This is a genomic window from Luteimonas composti (assembly GCF_042678665.1).
Lineage (GTDB): Bacteria > Pseudomonadota > Gammaproteobacteria > Xanthomonadales > Xanthomonadaceae > Luteimonas > Luteimonas composti.
Genome location: NZ_JBHTKU010000003.1, coordinates 614,044 through 631,652 on the forward strand (window position 1 = coordinate 614,044; position 17,609 = coordinate 631,652).

A 17,609-nucleotide genomic window follows, 5' to 3' on the forward strand; every position below is an offset into this window, starting at 1 on the left:
CATGGCGGCCCACGACAGCGCACGCCTGGGGCTTGCCGGACGCCTGGCCGCGACCTTCCAGGCCAACCCGCTCACGCCGGTCCTGGCCCTGCTGGGGCTGTTGCTGGGCATCGTCGCGGTGCTGGTCACGCCGCAGGAGGAAGAGCCGCAGATCGACGTGACCATGGCCAACGTGATCGTGCCCTTCCCCGGCGCCGACGCGCGCCAGGTGGAGCAGATGGTGGCCTGGCCGCTGGAGCAGGTGCTCGCGGAGATCGAACAGGTCAAGCACACCTACTCGGTGAGCCGTCCCGGCATGGCGGTGCTGACCGTGGAATTCGAGGTTGGCGTGGCGCGCCAGCCGGCGCTGGTGCGCCTGTACGACAAGGTCTTCTCCAACCAGGACTGGATGCCGCAGGGCCTGGGCATCGGCCAGCCCGTGGTCAAGCCCAAGGGCATCGACGACGTGCCGGTGATGGCGCTGACGCTGTGGACCGACGACCCGGCGCGCTCGGCGCGCGACCTCGCCGCGGTCGCGCACACGCTGGAAACCGAACTCAAGCGCATCCCCGGCACCCGCGACGTGTTCACCATCGGCGCACCCGAGCGGGCGGTGATGGTGGAACTCGATGCCGCGCGCCTGGCCAGCCACGGACTGGCCGTGACCGACCTGGCCGGCACGCTGCAGGCGGCCAACCTCGCACGCCAGGCCGGCGAGCGCATCGGCGTCGACGGCGTGGTCCAGGTCACCTCGGGCAGTTTCCTGGCCGACCGCGACGAAGTCGCCGGCCTGGTGCTGGGCGTCGCCGGCGGCCAGCCGGTGCGGCTCGAGGACGTCGCCCGGGTCAGCGATGCCGCCGACGCGCCGGCGAGCTACGTCTGGCATGGCGCCCCGGCGGGGCGCGACGGTCCGGCCACGGGCACGGCTCCCGCGGTCACGCTGGCGATCGCCAAGAAGCCGGGCAGCAACGCCGCCGACATCACCCGCGCCGCGCGCGAACGCGTACAGGCGCTGCGCGGGCAGCTGATCCCCGACGGCATCGAGGTGCAGGTCACCCGCGACTACGGCGCCACCGCCAGCGACAAGGCGCACACCCTGATCAAGAAGCTGGTGTTCGCCACCGGCTCGGTGGTGCTGCTGGTGCTGTTCGCGCTGGGCCGGCGCGAGGCGCTGGTGATCGGCAGCGCGGTGGTGCTGACCCTGGCCACCACCCTGTTCGCCTCCTGGGCGATGGGCTTCACCCTCAACCGCGTCTCGCTGTTCGCGCTGATCTTCTCGATCGGCATCCTGGTCGACGACGCCATCGTGGTGGTGGAGAACATCCACCGGCACATGGCCCACGGCGGAAAGACCCTGCGCGAGGCGATCCCGCCGGCCGTGGACGAGGTCGGCGGCCCGACCATCCTGGCCACCTTCACCGTGATCGCGGCGCTGATGCCGATGGCCTTCGTCAGCGGCCTGATGGGACCGTACATGCGGCCGATCCCGATCAACGCCTCGGTGGGCATGCTGCTGTCGCTGGCGATCGCTCTGGTGGTCACGCCGTGGCTGTCGCTGAAGCTGCTCAAGGGCCACGTGGCCGCCGGCGCCGGCCAGCACGAGGGCCACGCTGAAGGCACCATGGCCGCGCGCCTGCACCGCCTGTTCGAGCGGCTGATGACGCCCTTCCTGTCCGCCGATCGCGGCGCGCGCCGGCGCCGCTGGCTGTTCGCGGCGATGGCCCTGCTCGTGGTGCTGGCAGCGAGCTTGGCCGGCTTCCGGCTGGTGGTGATGAAGATGCTGCCGTTCGACAACAAGTCCGAACTGCAGATCGTGGTCGACCTGCCCGAAGGCCGCATCCTGGAAGACACCAGCGCGCTGCTGTCGGAGCTGTCGGCGGTGATCGAGCGCGTGCCCGAGGTACGCGACTGGCAGGCCTATGCCGGCACCGCGGCGCCGATCAACTTCAACGGCCTGGTGCGCCAGTACGACCTGCGCGCCGGCGCCAACGTCGGCGACCTGCAGGTGAACCTGGTCGACCGCCGCGAGCGCGACCGCAAGAGCCACGACATCGCCGTGGCGCTGCGCCCGCAGGTCGCCGAGGTCGGGCGCCGCCACGGGGCGTCGGTGAAGGTGGTGGAAGTGCCGCCGGGCCCGCCGGTGCTTTCGCCGATCGTGGCCGAAGTGTATGGACCCGACTACGCGCGACAGCGCGCGATCGGCCGCGCGCTGGAGCAGCGCTTCCTCGCCACCGACGGCATCGTCGACGTCGACAGCAGCGTCGAGGCCGACGCCGCGCGCGAAGTGCTGGCGATCGACCGCGTGCGTGCCGCGCGCCTGGGCGTGTCGCAGGCCGATATCGCCGACACCATCGCTGCCGGCCTGTCCGGCCTGAACGCGAGCCACCTCATCGACGGCAGCTCGAAGTACCCGCGCCCGATCCGGCTGCGCCTGCCGGTGGCCGACCAGGCCACGCTCGACGGCGTGCTGGCGCTGCGCGTGCGCGGCGGCGACGGCCAGCTGGTGCCGCTGTCGGAGCTGGTGCAGCCGCGCACGCAGGCCTGGGACGGCGCCATCCACCACAAGGACCTGCTGCCCGTGGTCTACGTGATGGGCGACGAGAGCAGCGCGACCGACAGCCCGCTGTACGGCATGTTCGACCTGGTCGGACAGCTCGACGAACACGCCGTCGCGGGCCAGCGGCTGTCGCAGCACTACATCGCCCAGCCGGCCGACACCGCCGGCTATGCGGTCAAGTGGGACGGCGAGTGGCAGATCACCTACGAGACCTTCCGCGACATGGGCATCGCCTATGCGGCGGGCATGGTGCTGATCTACCTGCTGGTGGTGGCCTGGTTCCGCAACTACGCGGTGCCGCTGGTGATCATGGCGCCGATCCCGCTGACCGTGATCGGGGTGATGCCGGGACACGCGCTGCTGGGCATGCAGTTCACCGCCACCAGCATGATCGGCATGATCGCGCTGGCCGGCATCATCGTGCGCAACTCGATCCTGCTGGTGGACTTCATCAACCACGAACTGGCGCGCGGGCGCACGCCGGCGCAGGCGGTGGTCGACGCCTGCGCGGTGCGCGCGCAGCCGATCGCGCTGACCGCGCTGGCGGCGATGGGCGGTGCGTTCTTCATCCTCGACGACCCGATCTTCAACGGCCTGGCGATCTCGCTGATCTTCGGCATCCTGGTCTCGACCGTGCTCACGCTGCTTGTCATTCCCCTGCTGTACTACTCGCTGCTCACGCGCAGCCGCCCGACCAAGGCCACGCCATGACACTGCACCTGCCGCTCCGCGCACTCCTGCCCCTGCTCGCCGCGACGGCACTCGCCGCCTGCGCGCACGAGCCGGCGCCCGCCGCATCCACCGCCAGCGCTGCCGCCGCGCCCGCGCAGGCGGCCGGCGATGCGGACGCGACCCGCGCGCGCGCGGCCGCGATGGCGTTCAGTACGCGCCTGCGCGAGCGGCTGCAGGGCGCGATGCAGGCGGGCGGGCCGGTCGCCGCGATCGGGGTCTGCCACGACGACGCGCCACGCATCGCCGCCGACGTGATGGCCACGCACGACGTGCGCCTGGGCCGCGTCGCCGTGCCGGGCCGCAACCGCAATCCCGGCCACGCCGCCGCGGACTGGCAGCGCGCGCCGCTGGACGCGTTCGCACGGGCGGTGGCCGACGGTGCCCCGGCCGGCGAGCAGGTCGCGGTGATCCGCGACGGGCTGCCAGACGGCGTCGCGCTGCGCATGATGCGCGGCATCGCCACCGAACCCGGCTGCCTGGCCTGCCACGGCAGCCATCTCGCGCCGGACGTGCAGGCGGCCCTCGCCGCCCGCTACCCGGACGACGACGCCACCGGCTTCTCGGTCGGCGACCTGCGCGGCGCGCTGTGGGTCGAAGTCCCGGCCGCGGCGCGCTGACCGGCGGCCACAGGAGGACGCATGAGCATCGACAGCCCCATCCGCATCAGCCTCGCGCAGGACGGCGACTACGCCTTCCGCGTGCAGTTCCACGACACCGCGCTCGAACCACTGCTCACCGACGAGTCGCCGCCGCTGGGGCAGGACCAGGGGCCCAACCCCTCGCGCATGCTGCTGGCCGCGGTCGCCAACTGCCTGGTCGCCAGCCTGCTGTTCGCGCTGCGCAAGCAGCGCAACACGCCCGGGCCGCTGACCGCCGAAATCACCGCCGTGCCGCAGCGCAACGCCGAGGGGCGCTGGCGGATCCCGTCGGCGGCCGTGACCCTGCACCTGCCCGGGCACAACGCCGACTACCGCGCGCTGGACCGGGTGCTGGCCCAGTTCGAGGAGTTCTGCGTGGTCACCCAGAGCGTGCGCCAGGGCATCGACGTCGCGGTCACCGTGGTCGACGGCGAGGGCCGCGTGCTGCTGGGCGACAAGAGCTTCGAGGCCGGGTCGTGAGCGCCGCGCTCAAGATCCCCTGCGTCCACTGCGGCGCGCTCAACCAGGTGCCCGAAGCGCGGCTTGGCGACGCTCCCGGCTGCGGCCGTTGCCACCAGCGGCTGTTCGCCGCGCGCCCGGTCGTACTGCACCGCGGCAACTTCGACCTGCACGCCAGCCGTTCGGACCTGCCGCTGCTCGTGGACTTCTGGGCGCCATGGTGCGGCCCCTGCCGGGTGATGGCGCCACACTTCGAAACCGCCGCCGCGCAGCTGGAGCCGCGGATGCGCCTGGGCAAGCTCGACACCCAGGCCGAGCCCGACCTGGGCGCGCGCTTCGACATCCGCAGCATTCCGACGCTGGCGCTGTTCCGCGGCGGCCGCGAGCTGGCACGCGTGTCGGGCGCGCTGCCGGCGGCGGAGATCGTGCGCTGGGCGCGGGAACACGCCGCATGACGCGGATCGTCATCCTCGGCAGCGGCTTCGCCGCGCTCACCACGATCCGCCGCCTGCGAGCGCTCGGCGTGCGCGAACCGGTGACCGTGGTGTCGCCGCGCAACGAGCTGGTCTACCTGCCGAGCCTGATCTGGCTGCCCTCGGGCGAGCGCAGCGGCGAAGACCTGCGCATCCCGCTGGCGCGCTTCTTCGAGCGCCACGCGGTGCACTGGCATCGCGGCAGCGTGCTCGAAGTGGCCGACGGCGGGCGCCGCGTGATGACCGATACCGGGGAAGTGCACGGCGACGTGCTGGTCATCGCCACCGGCGGACGCTACCTGCGCAAGCTGCCGGGCATCGAGCACGCCATCATTCCCTGCGAGGGCATCGAGGCGGCCGAATCGATCCGCGACCGCCTTGCGGCGATGGACGGCGGCACGATCGCCATCGGCTTCGCCAGCAATCCGGACGAACCGGGTGCCGTGCGCGGCGGGCCGATGTTCGAGTTCCTGTTCGGCATCGACACCCTGCTGCGCCGGCAGGGCCGGCGCGAGCGGTTCCGGCTGGTGTTCTTCAACCCGGCGACGCAGCCCGGCCAGCGCCTGGGCGCCGCCGCCGTGGCGAAAATGCTCTCGCGGATGCGGGCGCTGGGCATCGAGACCCACCTGGGCCACAAGCCGCTGCGCTTCGAACCCGGCAGGGTCGTGACCGAAGGCGGCGGATTCGATGCCGACCTGATCCTGTTCATGCCCGGACTCACCGGCCCGGCCTGGCTCGACGGCAGCGCGCTGCCGCGCTCGGCGGGCGGGTTCGTCGCCGCCGATGCGTCGTGCCGGGTGCCGGGCCTGGAGCAGGTGTACGTCGCCGGCGACGCCGGCAGCTACCCGGGACCGGACTGGATGGCCAAGCAGGCGCACCAGGCCGACCTGCAGGCCGACGCGGTCGCCCGCAACATCGCCGCGGAACTGCGCGGCGAGACAGCCGCGCACGGCTTCCGCACCGAACTGGTCTGCATCGTCGATGCGCTCGACAGCGGCATGCTCGTGTACCGCAGCGGCAGGCGCAACCTGGCGCTGCCGCGCATGCGCGTCTTCCATTGGCTCAAGCAGCGCTTCGAGGCCCGCTACCTGAAAGCCTACCGGTGAGCGGCCTGGGTCCGTTCCCGATGCACGCGGTGATCGCCGCGGCGGCCACCATCGTCGGCTGGCTGGTGGTGCGCGCCTGGGCACGGCGACTGCCCGATGCGGCGGCGGCCTGTCCGCACCGGATCGCGGTGGCGTTGTTCGTCGATGCGGTGCTGGTCGGCCTGCTCGCCGCGCGACTGGGCTACGTGCTGCTGTGGTGGCCGGAATACATGGCAGCGCCCAGGTCGATCATCGCCATCGGCGACGGTGGCTTCCTGTGGTGGGCGGGTCTGCCTGCGGCGGCGGCCTTCGCCTGGTGGCGGACCGGGAAGCGGCGACCGCTGCGGCGCCCGCTGCTGGCCGGCATCGCCGCAGGCATGCTGGCCTGGGCCGTGTTCGGCGGCCTGCTGGCGATGATGCAGCGCGCCGCGCCGCCGCTGCCCGCCTTCGAACTGGCGACGCTCGACGGGGAACCGACCACGCTCGCTGCGCTCTCGGGTCGGCCGATGGTGCTGAACCTGTGGGCGACCTGGTGCCCGCCCTGCCGGCGCGAGATGCCGGTGCTGGCCGATGCGCAGCGGCGCTGGCCGGACGTCGTCTTCGTGCTGGCCAACCAGGGCGAGGACCGCGGCACCATCGGCGACTACCTCGATGCCGCCGGGCTGGAACTCGACCATGTCCTGCTCGATCCGCAATCGCAGGCGATGCTGGAAACGGGCACCCGCGGCCTGCCGACGACGCTGTTCTTCGACGCCGACGGCCGCCTGGTCGATACCCACATGGGCGAACTCACCCGGGCCAGCCTGGCCAGCACGCTGCAGAAGCGCTTTGGCATGGCGGCCGGCGCGGCCGCCGCGCCACGGAGCCACTGAAACCACGGCCTTCGGACAAGCCGACGGCGCGGTGCCGCGCGACGGGCCCGCCGGCGTGCGTCATGTCCGCGCCCCCGAATCATCGAGTGCGGTGGCAGGCCGCGGGCCGGCAGGGGTTGATCGGGGTCAAGGACATGCCCCGTGTCGGCGCGCAAACTGGCGCGCATGATCCGGCCCGAAGGAGGCTTGCCATGCGTACCCGTCGCGCCAATCCCGGGTCGCGGTCCATGACCCGCGCCCGTCACCCGCTTGCCGCAGCGATGGTGCTGGTACTGGCGGCCGGCGGCGTCCACGCCGAGGAGTCCTGGAAGACCAGCGGCGACGTGCGCTTCGGTTACGTCGCTTCGGAAACCCGTGCCCGCAGCGGCGCCGAGTCCGACGCCGACAGCCTGCGCGCCCGCCTGCGCCTGCGCCTGCGCGGCGACCTCGGCGGCGGCTGGCACGTCAGCGGCCGCGTCGCGGCCCGGCTCGACAGCGACCAGGACAACGAGGAGTTCTGGATGCGCACCTACGCGCCCGGCCCCGCCGGCCTCGAGGACGGCCAGGCCACGATCGACGAGGCCTACCTCGAATACCGCCCGGCGCAATCGCCCTGGAGCTTCCGCGTCGGACGCTTCCAGGCCGCCTGGGGCCTGGACGACGTGATGAAGAAGTCGCTCGACCAGAACGACAGCCCCAACTTCGACGTCACCTGGACCGACGGCGCCTGGCTGCAGTGGCGCGCCAGCGACGACTGGACCACGCACCTGGTGCTGCGCCACAACGATCGCCGCGGTCCGACCGGCACCCTGCGCCGCCCGCTGGCATTCGATGACGGCGACTCGCGCGTTGGCGTGCTGGCGGTGGCCGAATCGAAGACCGCGATCGGCCCGCTGGTGCAGCGCGTGGTCACGCTCAACTGGCTGCCGTCGGCGCTGCATCCCGACGGCGTCGCGGATCCGCGCACGCAGGACTACCTGGCCGTCACCGCCAAGGCCACCGCGCAGTGGCCGCTGGGAGCGGGCGGCACGAAGCTGCGATTGGGCGGCGAACTGGGCTACGCACCGGACACGCCACGCCGCGAAGCGGTGAATTCCGGTACCGGCAGCGCCGACGGCCTCTCATGGCAGGCCTCGCTCAACTTCATGGACCTCCTGCCCGATCACGACCTCGGGATCGTCTACGGGCGCGTCGCCGACGGCTGGCTGATCTCCAGCGATTTCCGGCCCAACGACGAGCTGCTGGAGGCGCGTTGGGTGTGGCAGCCGTCGAAGGAATGGCAGTTCGACGCGCGCTACCGGCAGCGCGAGGAGATCGACCTGCCGGCGACCGCCGTGCGACCGCGCCGCGACAACGACCTCTACCTGCGCGCGACCTGGAAATTCTGAGCGGCGCCGGCTGCTTGCGCCGTTGCGACTTCGCTGGTGGCACGGGCAACACCCGCGCCCCGCACTCGCCACGCGCGGCAGGCGCATCGCAGCGCCGCGCTGGGCGTCGGCGATCAGGCGCAGCTCATCGGCAGCGACAGGCAACCGTGACGCACGGCAAGGCCACGCGCCGCGGGCGGGGAGATCGCAATCCGGCGTCGATCCTGGCAAGAGGCGTTTGCCGCTTCCCCGCCCCGATGCAGAACGCGCAGCGGTTCAGCGTCCCGCGGCCGCCGGCACGGATCCAACCTCGGCAACCCGCGCACCGGGCCCGCGTCGCGCCAGGTGCACCAGCAGCAGCGAGATCGCCGCCGGCGTCATGCCGGGAATGCGCTGCGCCTGGCCCACCGTCTGCGGGCGCACCCGCGACAGCTTCTGCATGGCCTCGGCCGACAGGCCGCGCACCTGGGTGTAGTCGAAGCCATCGGGAATGGCCGTGGACTCGTTGCGCTGCGCGCGCGCGATCTCCTCGCGCTGGCGCTGCAGGTAGCCGGCGTACTTGGTCTCGATCTCGACCTGTTCGGCGACCTCGGGCGCGACCGGCATCTCCGGCGCGAACGCATCCAGCGACGCCAGTTTCGCGTAGTCCAGTTCGGGCCGCCGCAGCAGGTCGAGCGCGCTGCCCTCGCGGCTCAGTTCGATGCCCAGCGTCGCCGCCGCCTCGCGCGATGCGGCGTTGCCGGGCGAGGCGCGCAGCGCACCCAGGCGCCGCGTCTCGCCCTCGATCGCCTCGCGCTTGGCCTCGAACCGCGTCCAGCGCGCGTCGTCCACCAGTCCGAGCTCGCGACCGACCGGCGTCAGCCGCAGGTCGGCATTGTCTTCGCGCAGCTGCAGGCGGTACTCGGCGCGCGAGGTGAACATCCGGTAGGGTTCGGAGGTGCCGTGGGTGATCAGGTCGTCGACCAGCACGCCCAGGTAGGCCTGGTCGCGACGCGGCGACCACGGCGCCAGGTCGCGCACGAAGCGCGCGGCGTTGACGCCGGCCAGCAGGCCCTGCGCCGCGGCCTCCTCGTAGCCGGTGGTGCCATTGATCTGGCCGGCGAAGAACAGGCCCGACACCGCCTTGGTCTCGAGCGAGGTGCGCAGGCCGCGCGGGTCGAAGAAGTCGTACTCGATCGCGTAGCCGGGGCGGGTGATGTGCGCCTGGCCGAAGCCTTCGATCGAGCGCACCAGCTCCAGCTGCACGTCGAACGGCAGCGAGGTGGAGATGCCGTTGGGATAGATCTCCACCACGTCCAGCCCCTCGGGCTCGACGAACACCTGGTGGCTGGCCTTCTCGGCGAAGCGCACCACCTTGTCCTCGATGCTCGGGCAATAGCGCGGGCCGATGCCCTCGATCTGGCCCGAATACAGCGGCGAGCGGTGCAGCGCGGCGCGGATGATCTCGTGCGTGCGTCCGGTGGTCTGGGTGATCCAGCACGGCACCTGGCGCGGATGGTCCTCGCGCGATCCCATGAACGAGAACACCGGACGCGGGTCGTCGCCGGGCTGCGGCTGCATCACCGAATAGTCGAGCGTGCGGCCGTCGATGCGCGGCGGCGTGCCGGTCTTGAGCCGGTCCACGACGAACGGCCGCTCGCGCAGTCGCGCGGCCAGGGTGGTCGCGGGCGGATCGCCCATGCGGCCGGCGGCGTAGCGGGTCTCGCCAATGTGGATCTTGCCGGCCAGGAAGGTGCCCGCGGTGAGCACCACCGCCCGCGCGTCGAAGCGCAGGCCGGTGTTGGTGATCGCGCCGCGCACCGCGTCGCCCTCCATCACGAGGTCGTCGACCGCCGCCTGGAACACGGTGAGGTTGGGCTGGTGTTCGACCACGCGCCGGACGAAGGCGCGGTACAGCGCGCGGTCGGCCTGCGCCCGCGTGGCGCGCACCGCCGGACCCTTGGACGCGTTGAGCCGGCGCCACTGGATGCCGGCCGCATCGGCCGCCCGGGCCATGATGCCGCCCAGCGCGTCGATCTCGCGCACCAGGTGGCCCTTGCCGATCCCGCCGATCGCCGGATTGCAGCTCATCGCGCCGACCGTATCGATGCTGTGGGTGAGCAGCAGGGTGCGCGCACCGGCGCGCGCCGACGCCAGCGCGGCCTCGGTGCCGGCATGGCCGCCGCCGATCACGATGACGTCGTAGCGATGGAAGTCTCGGTTCATGGGGTCGTTGGCGCCGGCAGGCGCGGAAAGCTGCGGCATGTTCCGGCCCGCTGGCGGGCGCTGCAAGTGTGCCCGCCTGCGCAGGTGGCGGGCGGCCGGGCCGTCGCCGCGCCGGGCGAGGCAGGTCGTGGCGGAAGGTTGGCACGCTTCCTGCGACCCTGTTTCCTGCACCCGGGCTGGCAAGCGTCTTGGGGGGCGCGGCCGGAGATTGGAACAGGGCTGGCCAAGCACAACCCGGGGAAGCAAAGGGGCCGGATGTCGGGGGACATCCGGCCCCATTCTTTTCTGGCGCCCCGCGGTGGCGGGCGCCCGGCGCGCCCTGGGGCGGCGCCTCGTCAGGCGCCGACGCCCGGCGGGAGCGGAACAGGGGGGATCCGGTATCCCCCGCCGGGAGTCGACATAAGCGGAACTTTGTCGCTCTGGACCTGATTACGTCGGAATCCGACGCAACCGGTCAGTGCGGTTAGCTTGAACCCGCCCCGCGCGCGGCGCAAGCGGTTTGCGACCTACGGTTCGGCACGGCGGTCACGCTGTGAAGGCATCGCGCGGCGCTCCATCCTCGGTGCCGGCCGCTCCATGCGGGGTTGGGCGCGCGGCACCGATTGCGGGGCCATGCGGGGGGCCGGGCGCTCCATCCGGGGCGCCAGCGGCTGGGACGCCGCGCGCTGCGGCATGCGCGGCTGCGGCGACACGGCGGGGCCCGACGGCAGGGCCTGCCGGCGCAGCGGCTGCGACATTTCCCGGCGCTGCGGCCGGGCGACCGGCGCGGCCTGCTGCGGAGAGGGCATAACCTGGCGCCGGGGCGGCAGGTTGCCACCGGTCACGCGCTCGACGCCGGCCGCCGGCGGCTCCCCGTCGGGACCCGGACGGGGCCGTGGACGCGGGCGATAGGGGTAGTAATAGGACGGCCAGGGCGAGTAGCCGTAGTAGGGCGAGCCGTACCAGCCGCCGTAGCCGTAGTAGCGGCGATAGGGCGCGTAATGGCCGTAGCCGTACCCCAGGCCGCCGTACCAGCCGCCATGGCCGTAGCCCAGCGAACTGTAGGGTGCGCCGTAGTACCCGGAATAGGCGGGGCTGCCGTAGTAGTAGTCGCCGCCGCCGCTGCCGCGGTAGTAGTAGTCGCTGGCGCAGCCCGACAGCGCCGCTGCGGCCACCAGCGGGATCAACAGCTTGCGGATCATGGCGCGCCCCCGTTCCTGCGGAACAGCAGCATCGGCCCGGCGTTTTGAATCCGTGCTTAATCCTGCCCTCGGCCCATTGTGCTTCCTGAACACCTCCCTGGGCGATCGGCTAGTCTGTGGGAGATGCCTGCCGCCTTTCCACTGCCGCAGTTGGACGACGTACTGGAGGCGGCCGCGCGAATCGCGCCGCACGCTTCCGTCACCCCGCTGCTGCGCGCCGACGCGCTCGATGCCGCTGCCGGCTGCGCACTGCTGTTCAAGGCAGAACCGCTGCAGCGCGGCGGCGCGTTCAAGTTCCGTGGCGCCTGCAACGCGGTGTTCTCGCTCGACGCGGAGGACGCGGCGCGCGGCGTGGTCACCCATTCGTCCGGCAACCACGGCGCGGCCCTGGCGCTGGCCGCGCGCTTGCGCGGCATCCCCTGCCACGTGGTGGTCCCGGACGGCGCGGTCGCCACGAAACTCTCCCGGATCGCCGGCTTCGGTGCGGTCCTGCACCGCTGCGACGCCACGCTGGAAGCGCGCGAAGCCACCTGCGCCAGCGTGCAGGAGGCCACCGGCGCGGTGCTCGTGCATCCCTACGCCGATGCGCGCGTCATCGCCGGCCAGGGCACCGCGGCACTGGAACTGCTGTCGCAGGCGCCCGCGCTGGACGCGGTGGTGGTACCGGTCGGCGGTGGTGGCCTGGCCGGCGGGACGGCCATCGCGCTGGCAGGGCTGGCGCCGGCCGTCGAGCTGGTGCTGGCCGAGCCGGCGGGCGCGGCCGATGCGCGCGACTCGCTGCAGCGCGGCGAACGCGTGCCGACGTTCGCTCCCGACACCCTGTGCGACGGGCTGCGCGCGCTGCTGGGCGAACCCAACTTCCGGATCCTGCAAGCGCACGCGCCGGCCGTCGTCGCGGTCGAGGACGCGGAGACCGTCGCCGCCATGCGCAGCCTGCTGGCCGAACTGAAGCTGCTGGTCGAACCGTCGTCCGCGATCGCCCTGGCCGCCGTGCTCGCGCAGCCGGCGCGCTTCGCAGGCAAGCGCGTCGGCGTGGTGCTGACCGGCGGCAACGTCGATCCTGACCACCTGCCCTGGGGGCAGGCGTGAGGCGCAGGCCCCGGCCAAGGCGCTGGCCGCGGCTGCTGATGCGGCTGGCCCTGCTGTGCGCGCTGTGGCTGGGCGGGGTGGCGTACTGGATCCACTGGGTCGGCGAACGCGACCAGGCCGCGCCGGCCGACGCGGTGATCGTGCTGGGCGCGGCCGCCTACGACGCGGTGCCCTCACCGGTGTTCAAGGCGCGCATCGAGCACGGCCTGGACCTGTTCCGCAGCGGGCTGGCGGACAAGCTGATCTTCACCGGCGGCTACGGCGGCGGCGGCGCGCGCTTCGCCGAATCCCAGGTCGCGCGGCGCTACGCGATGCGGGCCGGCGTGCCCGAGGATGCGATCCTGATCGAGTCGATATCGCAGACCACCTACCAGAACCTGTTCGAGGCGCGCCGCCTGATGCAGGAGAACGGCCTGCAGCGCGCGATCGTGGTCAGCGATCCGCTGCACATGGCGCGCGCCCTGCGGCTGTGCCGTGGCCTGGGCATCGACGCGCTGGGCTCGCCGACGCCGACCACCCGCTTCCGCTCGTTCCGCACCCGCTGGGAGTTCCTCGCCCGCGAGGTCTACTTCTTCCACCGCGACCTGTTCGTCAAGCCGAACTAGCCGCCGCGCTATGATCCCCGGGTCGCGCGCCCGCGCGAGCCACTCAGGACCCCGCGCGATGCGCATCGACGGCAACCGCCTGCACGACCGCGGCACCGAGCTGGTGCTGGCCTACTACGCCGCGTTCAACCGCGGCGACCGCGACGCGATGCTGGCGCTGCTGGCCGACGACGTGGCGCACGACCTCAACGAGGGCCCGCGCGAGACCGGGCGCGAGGCTTTCGCCGCCTTCATGGCGCGCATGGACCGCTGCTACCGCGAGCAGCTGCGCGACGTCGTGGTGATGTCCACCGCCGACGGCGCGCGGGTCGCGGCCGAGTACGTGGTACACGGCGAATACCTGGCCAACGACGAGGGCCTGCCGCCGGCGCGCGGCCAGCGCTACGTGCTGCCCGGCGGCGCCTTCTTCGAGGTCCGCGACGGGCGCATCGCCCGCGTGAGCAACTACTACAACCTGTCGGCCTGGCTGGCGCAGGTCCGCTGACGCGCGGCTGCGGCCGCATACCGGGGGGAAGCGACGCATGCACCGATCCACGCCTCGAAGGCGCAGCCTGCTGGTGGCATCGCTGCTGGCGATGCTGGCCACCGCACCGGCCTGCGCCTCGGATGCCGGCATGCGCCGCGCCGCGGCAGTCCCGGCCGCCACCAGCCGCGTCCTGGTCTGGGCCGACGAGTTCGAGACGATCGACGCGGCCAGCTGGAGCTTCGAGACCGGGGGCCACGGCTGGGGCAACCAGGAACTGCAGTACTACACCGATGGCGGCAACGCCTTCATCCAGTGCGACACCCTGGCCGGCAGCCGCGTGCTGGTGATCGAAGCGCGGCGCGGCGCGCCGGCGGGCGCGTCGTGCTGGTACGGCGCCTGCCAGTACAGCTCCAGCCGGATGGTCACGCGCGGCAGGCAGGAGTTCCGGCACGGCCGCATCGAGGCGCGCATGCGCCTGCCGCAGACCCAGGGCGTCTGGCCGGCGTTCTGGATGCTGGGCGGCAACTTCGCCACGGTCGGTTGGCCGCTCAGCGGCGAGATCGACATCATGGAGCACGTAGGCTCCGAGCCGACGCTCACACACGGCGCGCTGCACGGTCCGGGCTATTCGGGCGGGACCACGCCGTTCACCGGCACCCACGACCTCGGCCGGCGGGTCGACCTGGACTACCACGTGTATGCGGTGGAATGGGACGACCACGGCTTCCGCTGGTTCGTCGACGACGTGCAGTTCCATGCGGTCACGCGCGCGCAGGTGGAGGCCCATGGCGCTTGGGTGTTCGACCAGCCCTTCTTCCTGCTGCTCAACGTCGCGGTCGGCGGCAGCTGGCCGGGCAGCCCGGACAGCGGCAGCCAGTTCCCGCAGCGCCTGTACGTGGACTGGGTGCGCGTGCACCAGGACGTGGTCCTGCATCGCCGCACCGGCAGCCAGCCGCTGGCGCCGGGCAACGGCACGCCTGCGGCGGCTCAGGCGGCGACGCCGGCCGCGGCCGCATCGCCGGAGGCGCGCGTGCACCGCGCGGCGCAGCCGGTGCCGGTGCGGCGGACGCCGGCGCCGGCGCAGCGTCTTCGTGAGGCGCAGCGTTAGCCAGCGGCGCCCGCATCGTCGATGCGGCGGGCCACGGGCGACGGGGTGCCTGCGCATCGCGCGGGGTACGCCGTCCGGGACGGTGGCGGCTTCAACGACGCCGGCGATGCCCGATCGATCGCGACCCACGAGCCGCTCCCGGTGACGGGAGACGTGGCCGCGGGAACGGTGGCGTCAGAGTTCTGCGCCGTAGCGCGCCAGGCCTTCGCTGAGCAGGTAGCGGGTGGCGGCGACGCGGTCGCCGACGCTGAACCCGTCGAGCACGTCGACCATCTGCCGGAACGCGGTGCAGCGCGCGCGGCGGCTGTCGGCATCTCGGCCGGTGCTGGACAGGCCCAGCAGGAAACCGTCGTGCAGCATCATGCCGGTGACGGTCGCGGCCTTCAGCGCCTGCTCGCCGACCGCAGGATCCCAGGCGCGTGGCGGCGCCTGCAGGCCGCCGAGCGCGACCGCGGTGACGGCCTCGACGAAGCGCAGGCGGCTCTGTTCGCCCAGGGCGTTGGCCGCGCGCTGCAGACCGGCCAGGCTGCGGTCGGCCTCCGGCTCGAACAGGGCGCACAGCCCGCGCGCCTCCTGCTCGTCGCGCGAGGCGGCGTGCACCGCCTTGAACAGGCGGTCGATGTCGGCGTCCGGCGCGCGCGCCAGCACGTCGTTGGCGCCGGCCAGCACCTGCATCGGATCGATGCCCGACAGGTCGATGCGCGAGGACTGCGCCTGCGCGGCCAGCGACGGAACGAGGGCCAGGCACAGGGCGGCGAGCAGGGCTTTCATCGGGACATCCCGGACACTAGACCGGACGGAGTCTAGGGCGCGCGGCGTGAATCGGTGCCATAGCGCCGGTGGCCCCCACCCCAACCCTCCCCCGCAGGCGGGGGAGGGGGCTGAACGTCGAGGCTCACGCCACAGGCGGGGGGGACGACTTCGGCCCTTCCGTGTGCGAAACAGCGGAGGTGGGAGTACCGCCCCTCCTTGCATGGGGACGTCGCCCAGATGCGCTGCGAGCCCGCCTTGCTTGCGGGGAGCGAGCAGGCTGCGGGTTTCGCGGGCGCGCCGAAGCGACGCATTGAGCCTCCCCCGCGCGCGGGGGAGGGTTGGGTGGGGGCCTGCAACGCAGCCGCGCTGCCCTACCCCCGCCGCCGCACCGGAATCCCGCTCGCCGGAAAGCTGGCGACCTCGTGCCCGCCTTCGCGGATCGGCGCGCCCGGCGCCGGCGCCCAGGCCATCGCGGTGATCACTTCCCAGCTGGCAGGCAGCAGGCCATCCGGTCCGCGCAGCGGTTCGTAGGCGGCGGCCGCGGCGGCGAAGCGCCTGCGTCCGGTCAGCGTATGCCGGCGCGCGTGCAGGGCATTGGTGGCCCCGATCGCGCGCAGTTCGCGCATCAGTCCAGCCAGGTCGGCGTGCCCGCGTTCGAACACGTCGCGGTCCAGCACCGGGTCGCGGAAGCCCGCGTGCATCAGCGCATCGCCGAACTGGGCGATGGTCGCGAACGGGCTTACGTGCGGCACCTCGTCGGCACGGGCGAAGGACTCGCGCATTTCCCACAGCGTGTCCGGGCCGAAGGTCGAGCACAGCAGCACGCCGCCGGGGCGCAACACACGGCGGAAGCCGGCGAAGGCCGCAGGCAGGTCGTCCACCCACTGCAGGCACAGGTTGGAGAACAGCACGTCGACGCTGCCCTCGGCCAAGGGCAGCGCGCGCAGGTCGGCGCAGACGCGGTCGACCTGGCGGCGCAGCGGGTTCCAGCCGCTGCGCGCAGGCATCGCGCGCAGCATCGGCAATGCGAGGTCGAGCGCGACGACGCGCGCCTTCGGCCAGCGCTGGCGCATGGCCTGCGCGGCGTGGCCCGGGCCGCTGCCGACGTCGAGCACCAGCGCGGGCTGCCAGTCGCGCGGGCGCGCGGTGTCGAGCGCCACCAGGTCGAGCGATTCCAGCAGCCGCGCTTCGACCTCTCGCTGCAGGACGGCGGCCGAGGCATAGCTGGCCGAGGCGCGCGAGAACGCGCGCCGCACCTGGCGCGCGTCGAACAGGCGGTCGCGGGGCCCGTTCATCGCGCCACGTCCAGGAACCCGTCGAACGCCGCCGCCACTTCATCCGCATGGGTGAGGAATGGCGCGTGCCCGGCGTGTTCGACCACCACCACCCGCGCCTGCGGCACCTGCTCCGCGGCGGCCTGCATCGCGCGCGGATCGACCAGGCGGTCTCGGCGTCCGGCCAGCCACAGCGTCGGCATCGACAGCGCCGGCAGTGAGGCGCGCAGGTCGGCGGTTTCCAGCAGGGCCAGCCCGTCGGCCAGCACGTGCGCGGCCGGTTCGCCGCGCGCGAACACCTCGTCGCGCAGTACCCGCATCTCGTGGCGCGCATCGTCCGAGCCGAACGCCTCCAGCGCGATGAAGCGCTCCAGCGTGGCGCGATAGTCCGCGCGCAGGCCCAGGGCGAATCCGCGGAAGATCTCCGGCGACATCCCCAGCGACCAGTCGTCGCCGCGCACGAAGCGGGGGCTGGCGCAGACCATCGCCAGGCCCTGCACCAGCGCCGGTCGCGTGGCCGCCGCATGCAGCGCGAACAGCCCGCCCAGCGACCAGCCCGCCCACAGCGCCGGCGGCAGGCGCGTGGCCAGCGCATCGACCACCGGCTCCAGCGCCAGCGGCAGGCTGCTGTCGCGGCTGTCGCCGTGGCCGGGCAGGTCCACCAAGTGCACGGTGAATCGCGCGGCCAGGCGTTCGGCCAGCGCCGAGAACACGCCCGAATGCATGGCCCAGCCATGCAGCAACACCAGGTCGGGCCCCTGCCCCTTCGTTTCGATCCGCAAACTGC

At 72.8% G+C, this 17,609-nt stretch carries 16 protein-coding genes; 11 read left to right on the forward strand and 5 right to left on the reverse strand.

What is annotated here, in order from left to right:
• Window position 1 precedes the first annotated feature (1 nt).
• From ACFQ2D_RS11575 to ACFQ2D_RS11605, 7 genes are all read left to right on the forward strand, one after another.
• Window positions 2-3,247, forward strand: a complete 3,246-nt coding sequence (locus tag ACFQ2D_RS11575) for an efflux RND transporter permease subunit (RefSeq protein WP_280941127.1) — start codon at window positions 2-4, stop codon at window positions 3,245-3,247.
• Window positions 3,244-3,885: a Tll0287-like domain-containing protein gene (locus ACFQ2D_RS11580; protein ID WP_280941128.1), complete on the forward strand. Its 642-nt coding sequence runs from the start codon at window positions 3,244-3,246 to the stop codon at window positions 3,883-3,885. The genes ACFQ2D_RS11575 and ACFQ2D_RS11580 overlap by 4 nt, the downstream gene beginning before the upstream one ends.
• A 21-nt stretch (window positions 3,886-3,906) precedes the next feature.
• A complete protein-coding gene (locus ACFQ2D_RS11585) occupies window positions 3,907-4,386 on the forward strand; it encodes an OsmC family protein (protein ID WP_280941130.1) in 480 nt (159 codons plus the stop codon).
• Window positions 4,383-4,820 (forward strand): thioredoxin TrxC, encoded by a 438-nt coding sequence (gene trxC / locus ACFQ2D_RS11590; protein WP_280941131.1) that lies wholly within the window; start codon window positions 4,383-4,385, stop codon window positions 4,818-4,820. The genes ACFQ2D_RS11585 and trxC overlap by 4 nt, the downstream gene beginning before the upstream one ends.
• Complete coding sequence (locus tag ACFQ2D_RS11595) at window positions 4,817-5,944, forward strand: NAD(P)/FAD-dependent oxidoreductase (protein ID WP_280941132.1); 1,128 nt, start codon at window positions 4,817-4,819, stop codon at window positions 5,942-5,944. The genes trxC and ACFQ2D_RS11595 overlap by 4 nt, the downstream gene beginning before the upstream one ends.
• Complete coding sequence (locus tag ACFQ2D_RS11600) at window positions 5,941-6,795, forward strand: TlpA disulfide reductase family protein (RefSeq protein WP_280941133.1); 855 nt, start codon at window positions 5,941-5,943, stop codon at window positions 6,793-6,795. The genes ACFQ2D_RS11595 and ACFQ2D_RS11600 overlap by 4 nt, the downstream gene beginning before the upstream one ends.
• 191 nt (window positions 6,796-6,986) lie before the next feature.
• Window positions 6,987-8,162, forward strand: a complete 1,176-nt coding sequence (locus ACFQ2D_RS11605) for a porin (RefSeq protein WP_280941134.1) — start codon at window positions 6,987-6,989, stop codon at window positions 8,160-8,162.
• A 255-nt stretch (window positions 8,163-8,417) separates the two neighbouring features.
• Here the strand turns inward: ACFQ2D_RS11605 and mnmG are convergent, their stop codons facing one another.
• Window positions 8,418-10,346, reverse strand: a complete 1,929-nt coding sequence (gene mnmG / locus ACFQ2D_RS11610) for a tRNA uridine-5-carboxymethylaminomethyl(34) synthesis enzyme MnmG (protein ID WP_280941135.1) — start codon at window positions 10,344-10,346, stop codon at window positions 8,418-8,420.
• A gap of 506 nt (window positions 10,347-10,852) precedes the next feature.
• The gene (locus tag ACFQ2D_RS11615; protein ID WP_280941136.1) at window positions 10,853-11,527 is read right to left on the reverse strand and encodes a hypothetical protein; all 675 of its coding nucleotides are present in this window, start codon (window positions 11,525-11,527) and stop codon (window positions 10,853-10,855) included.
• 123 nt (window positions 11,528-11,650) lie between these two features.
• Here ACFQ2D_RS11615 and ACFQ2D_RS11620 point away from each other — a divergent pair, with 123 nt between their 5' ends.
• Genes ACFQ2D_RS11620 through ACFQ2D_RS11635 form a run of 4 tightly spaced genes read left to right on the forward strand, consistent with a single transcriptional unit; the run spans window position 11,651 to window position 14,795 of the window.
• Entirely contained in the window at window positions 11,651-12,616 is a 966-nt protein-coding gene (locus ACFQ2D_RS11620) for a pyridoxal-phosphate dependent enzyme (RefSeq protein WP_280941137.1), read from the forward strand.
• Window positions 12,617-12,654: 38 nt separating this feature from the next.
• Complete coding sequence (locus ACFQ2D_RS11625) at window positions 12,655-13,221, forward strand: YdcF family protein (RefSeq protein WP_280941138.1); 567 nt, start codon at window positions 12,655-12,657, stop codon at window positions 13,219-13,221.
• Window positions 13,222-13,279: 58 nt separating this feature from the next.
• Window positions 13,280-13,705: a ketosteroid isomerase-related protein gene (locus ACFQ2D_RS11630; RefSeq protein WP_280941139.1), complete on the forward strand. Its 426-nt coding sequence runs from the start codon at window positions 13,280-13,282 to the stop codon at window positions 13,703-13,705.
• Window positions 13,706-13,742: 37 nt separating this feature from the next.
• The gene (locus ACFQ2D_RS11635) at window positions 13,743-14,795 is read left to right on the forward strand and encodes a glycoside hydrolase family 16 protein (RefSeq protein ID WP_280941140.1); all 1,053 of its coding nucleotides are present in this window, start codon (window positions 13,743-13,745) and stop codon (window positions 14,793-14,795) included.
• A gap of 174 nt (window positions 14,796-14,969) precedes the next feature.
• Here the strand turns inward: ACFQ2D_RS11635 and ACFQ2D_RS11640 are convergent, their stop codons facing one another.
• From ACFQ2D_RS11640 to bioH, 3 genes are all read right to left on the reverse strand, one after another.
• On the reverse strand, window positions 14,970-15,566 hold the full coding sequence (locus tag ACFQ2D_RS11640) for a hypothetical protein (RefSeq protein WP_280941141.1): 597 nt from the start codon (window positions 15,564-15,566) through the stop codon (window positions 14,970-14,972).
• Window positions 15,567-15,919: 353 nt separating this feature from the next.
• Entirely contained in the window at window positions 15,920-16,843 is a 924-nt protein-coding gene (bioC, locus tag ACFQ2D_RS11645) for a malonyl-ACP O-methyltransferase BioC (RefSeq protein WP_280941142.1), read from the reverse strand.
• Window positions 16,840-17,604: a pimeloyl-ACP methyl ester esterase BioH gene (gene bioH, locus ACFQ2D_RS11650; protein ID WP_280941182.1), complete on the reverse strand. Its 765-nt coding sequence runs from the start codon at window positions 17,602-17,604 to the stop codon at window positions 16,840-16,842. Before bioH ends, bioC begins: the two co-directional genes overlap by 4 nt.
• Between the last annotated feature and the right edge of the window lie 5 nt (window positions 17,605-17,609).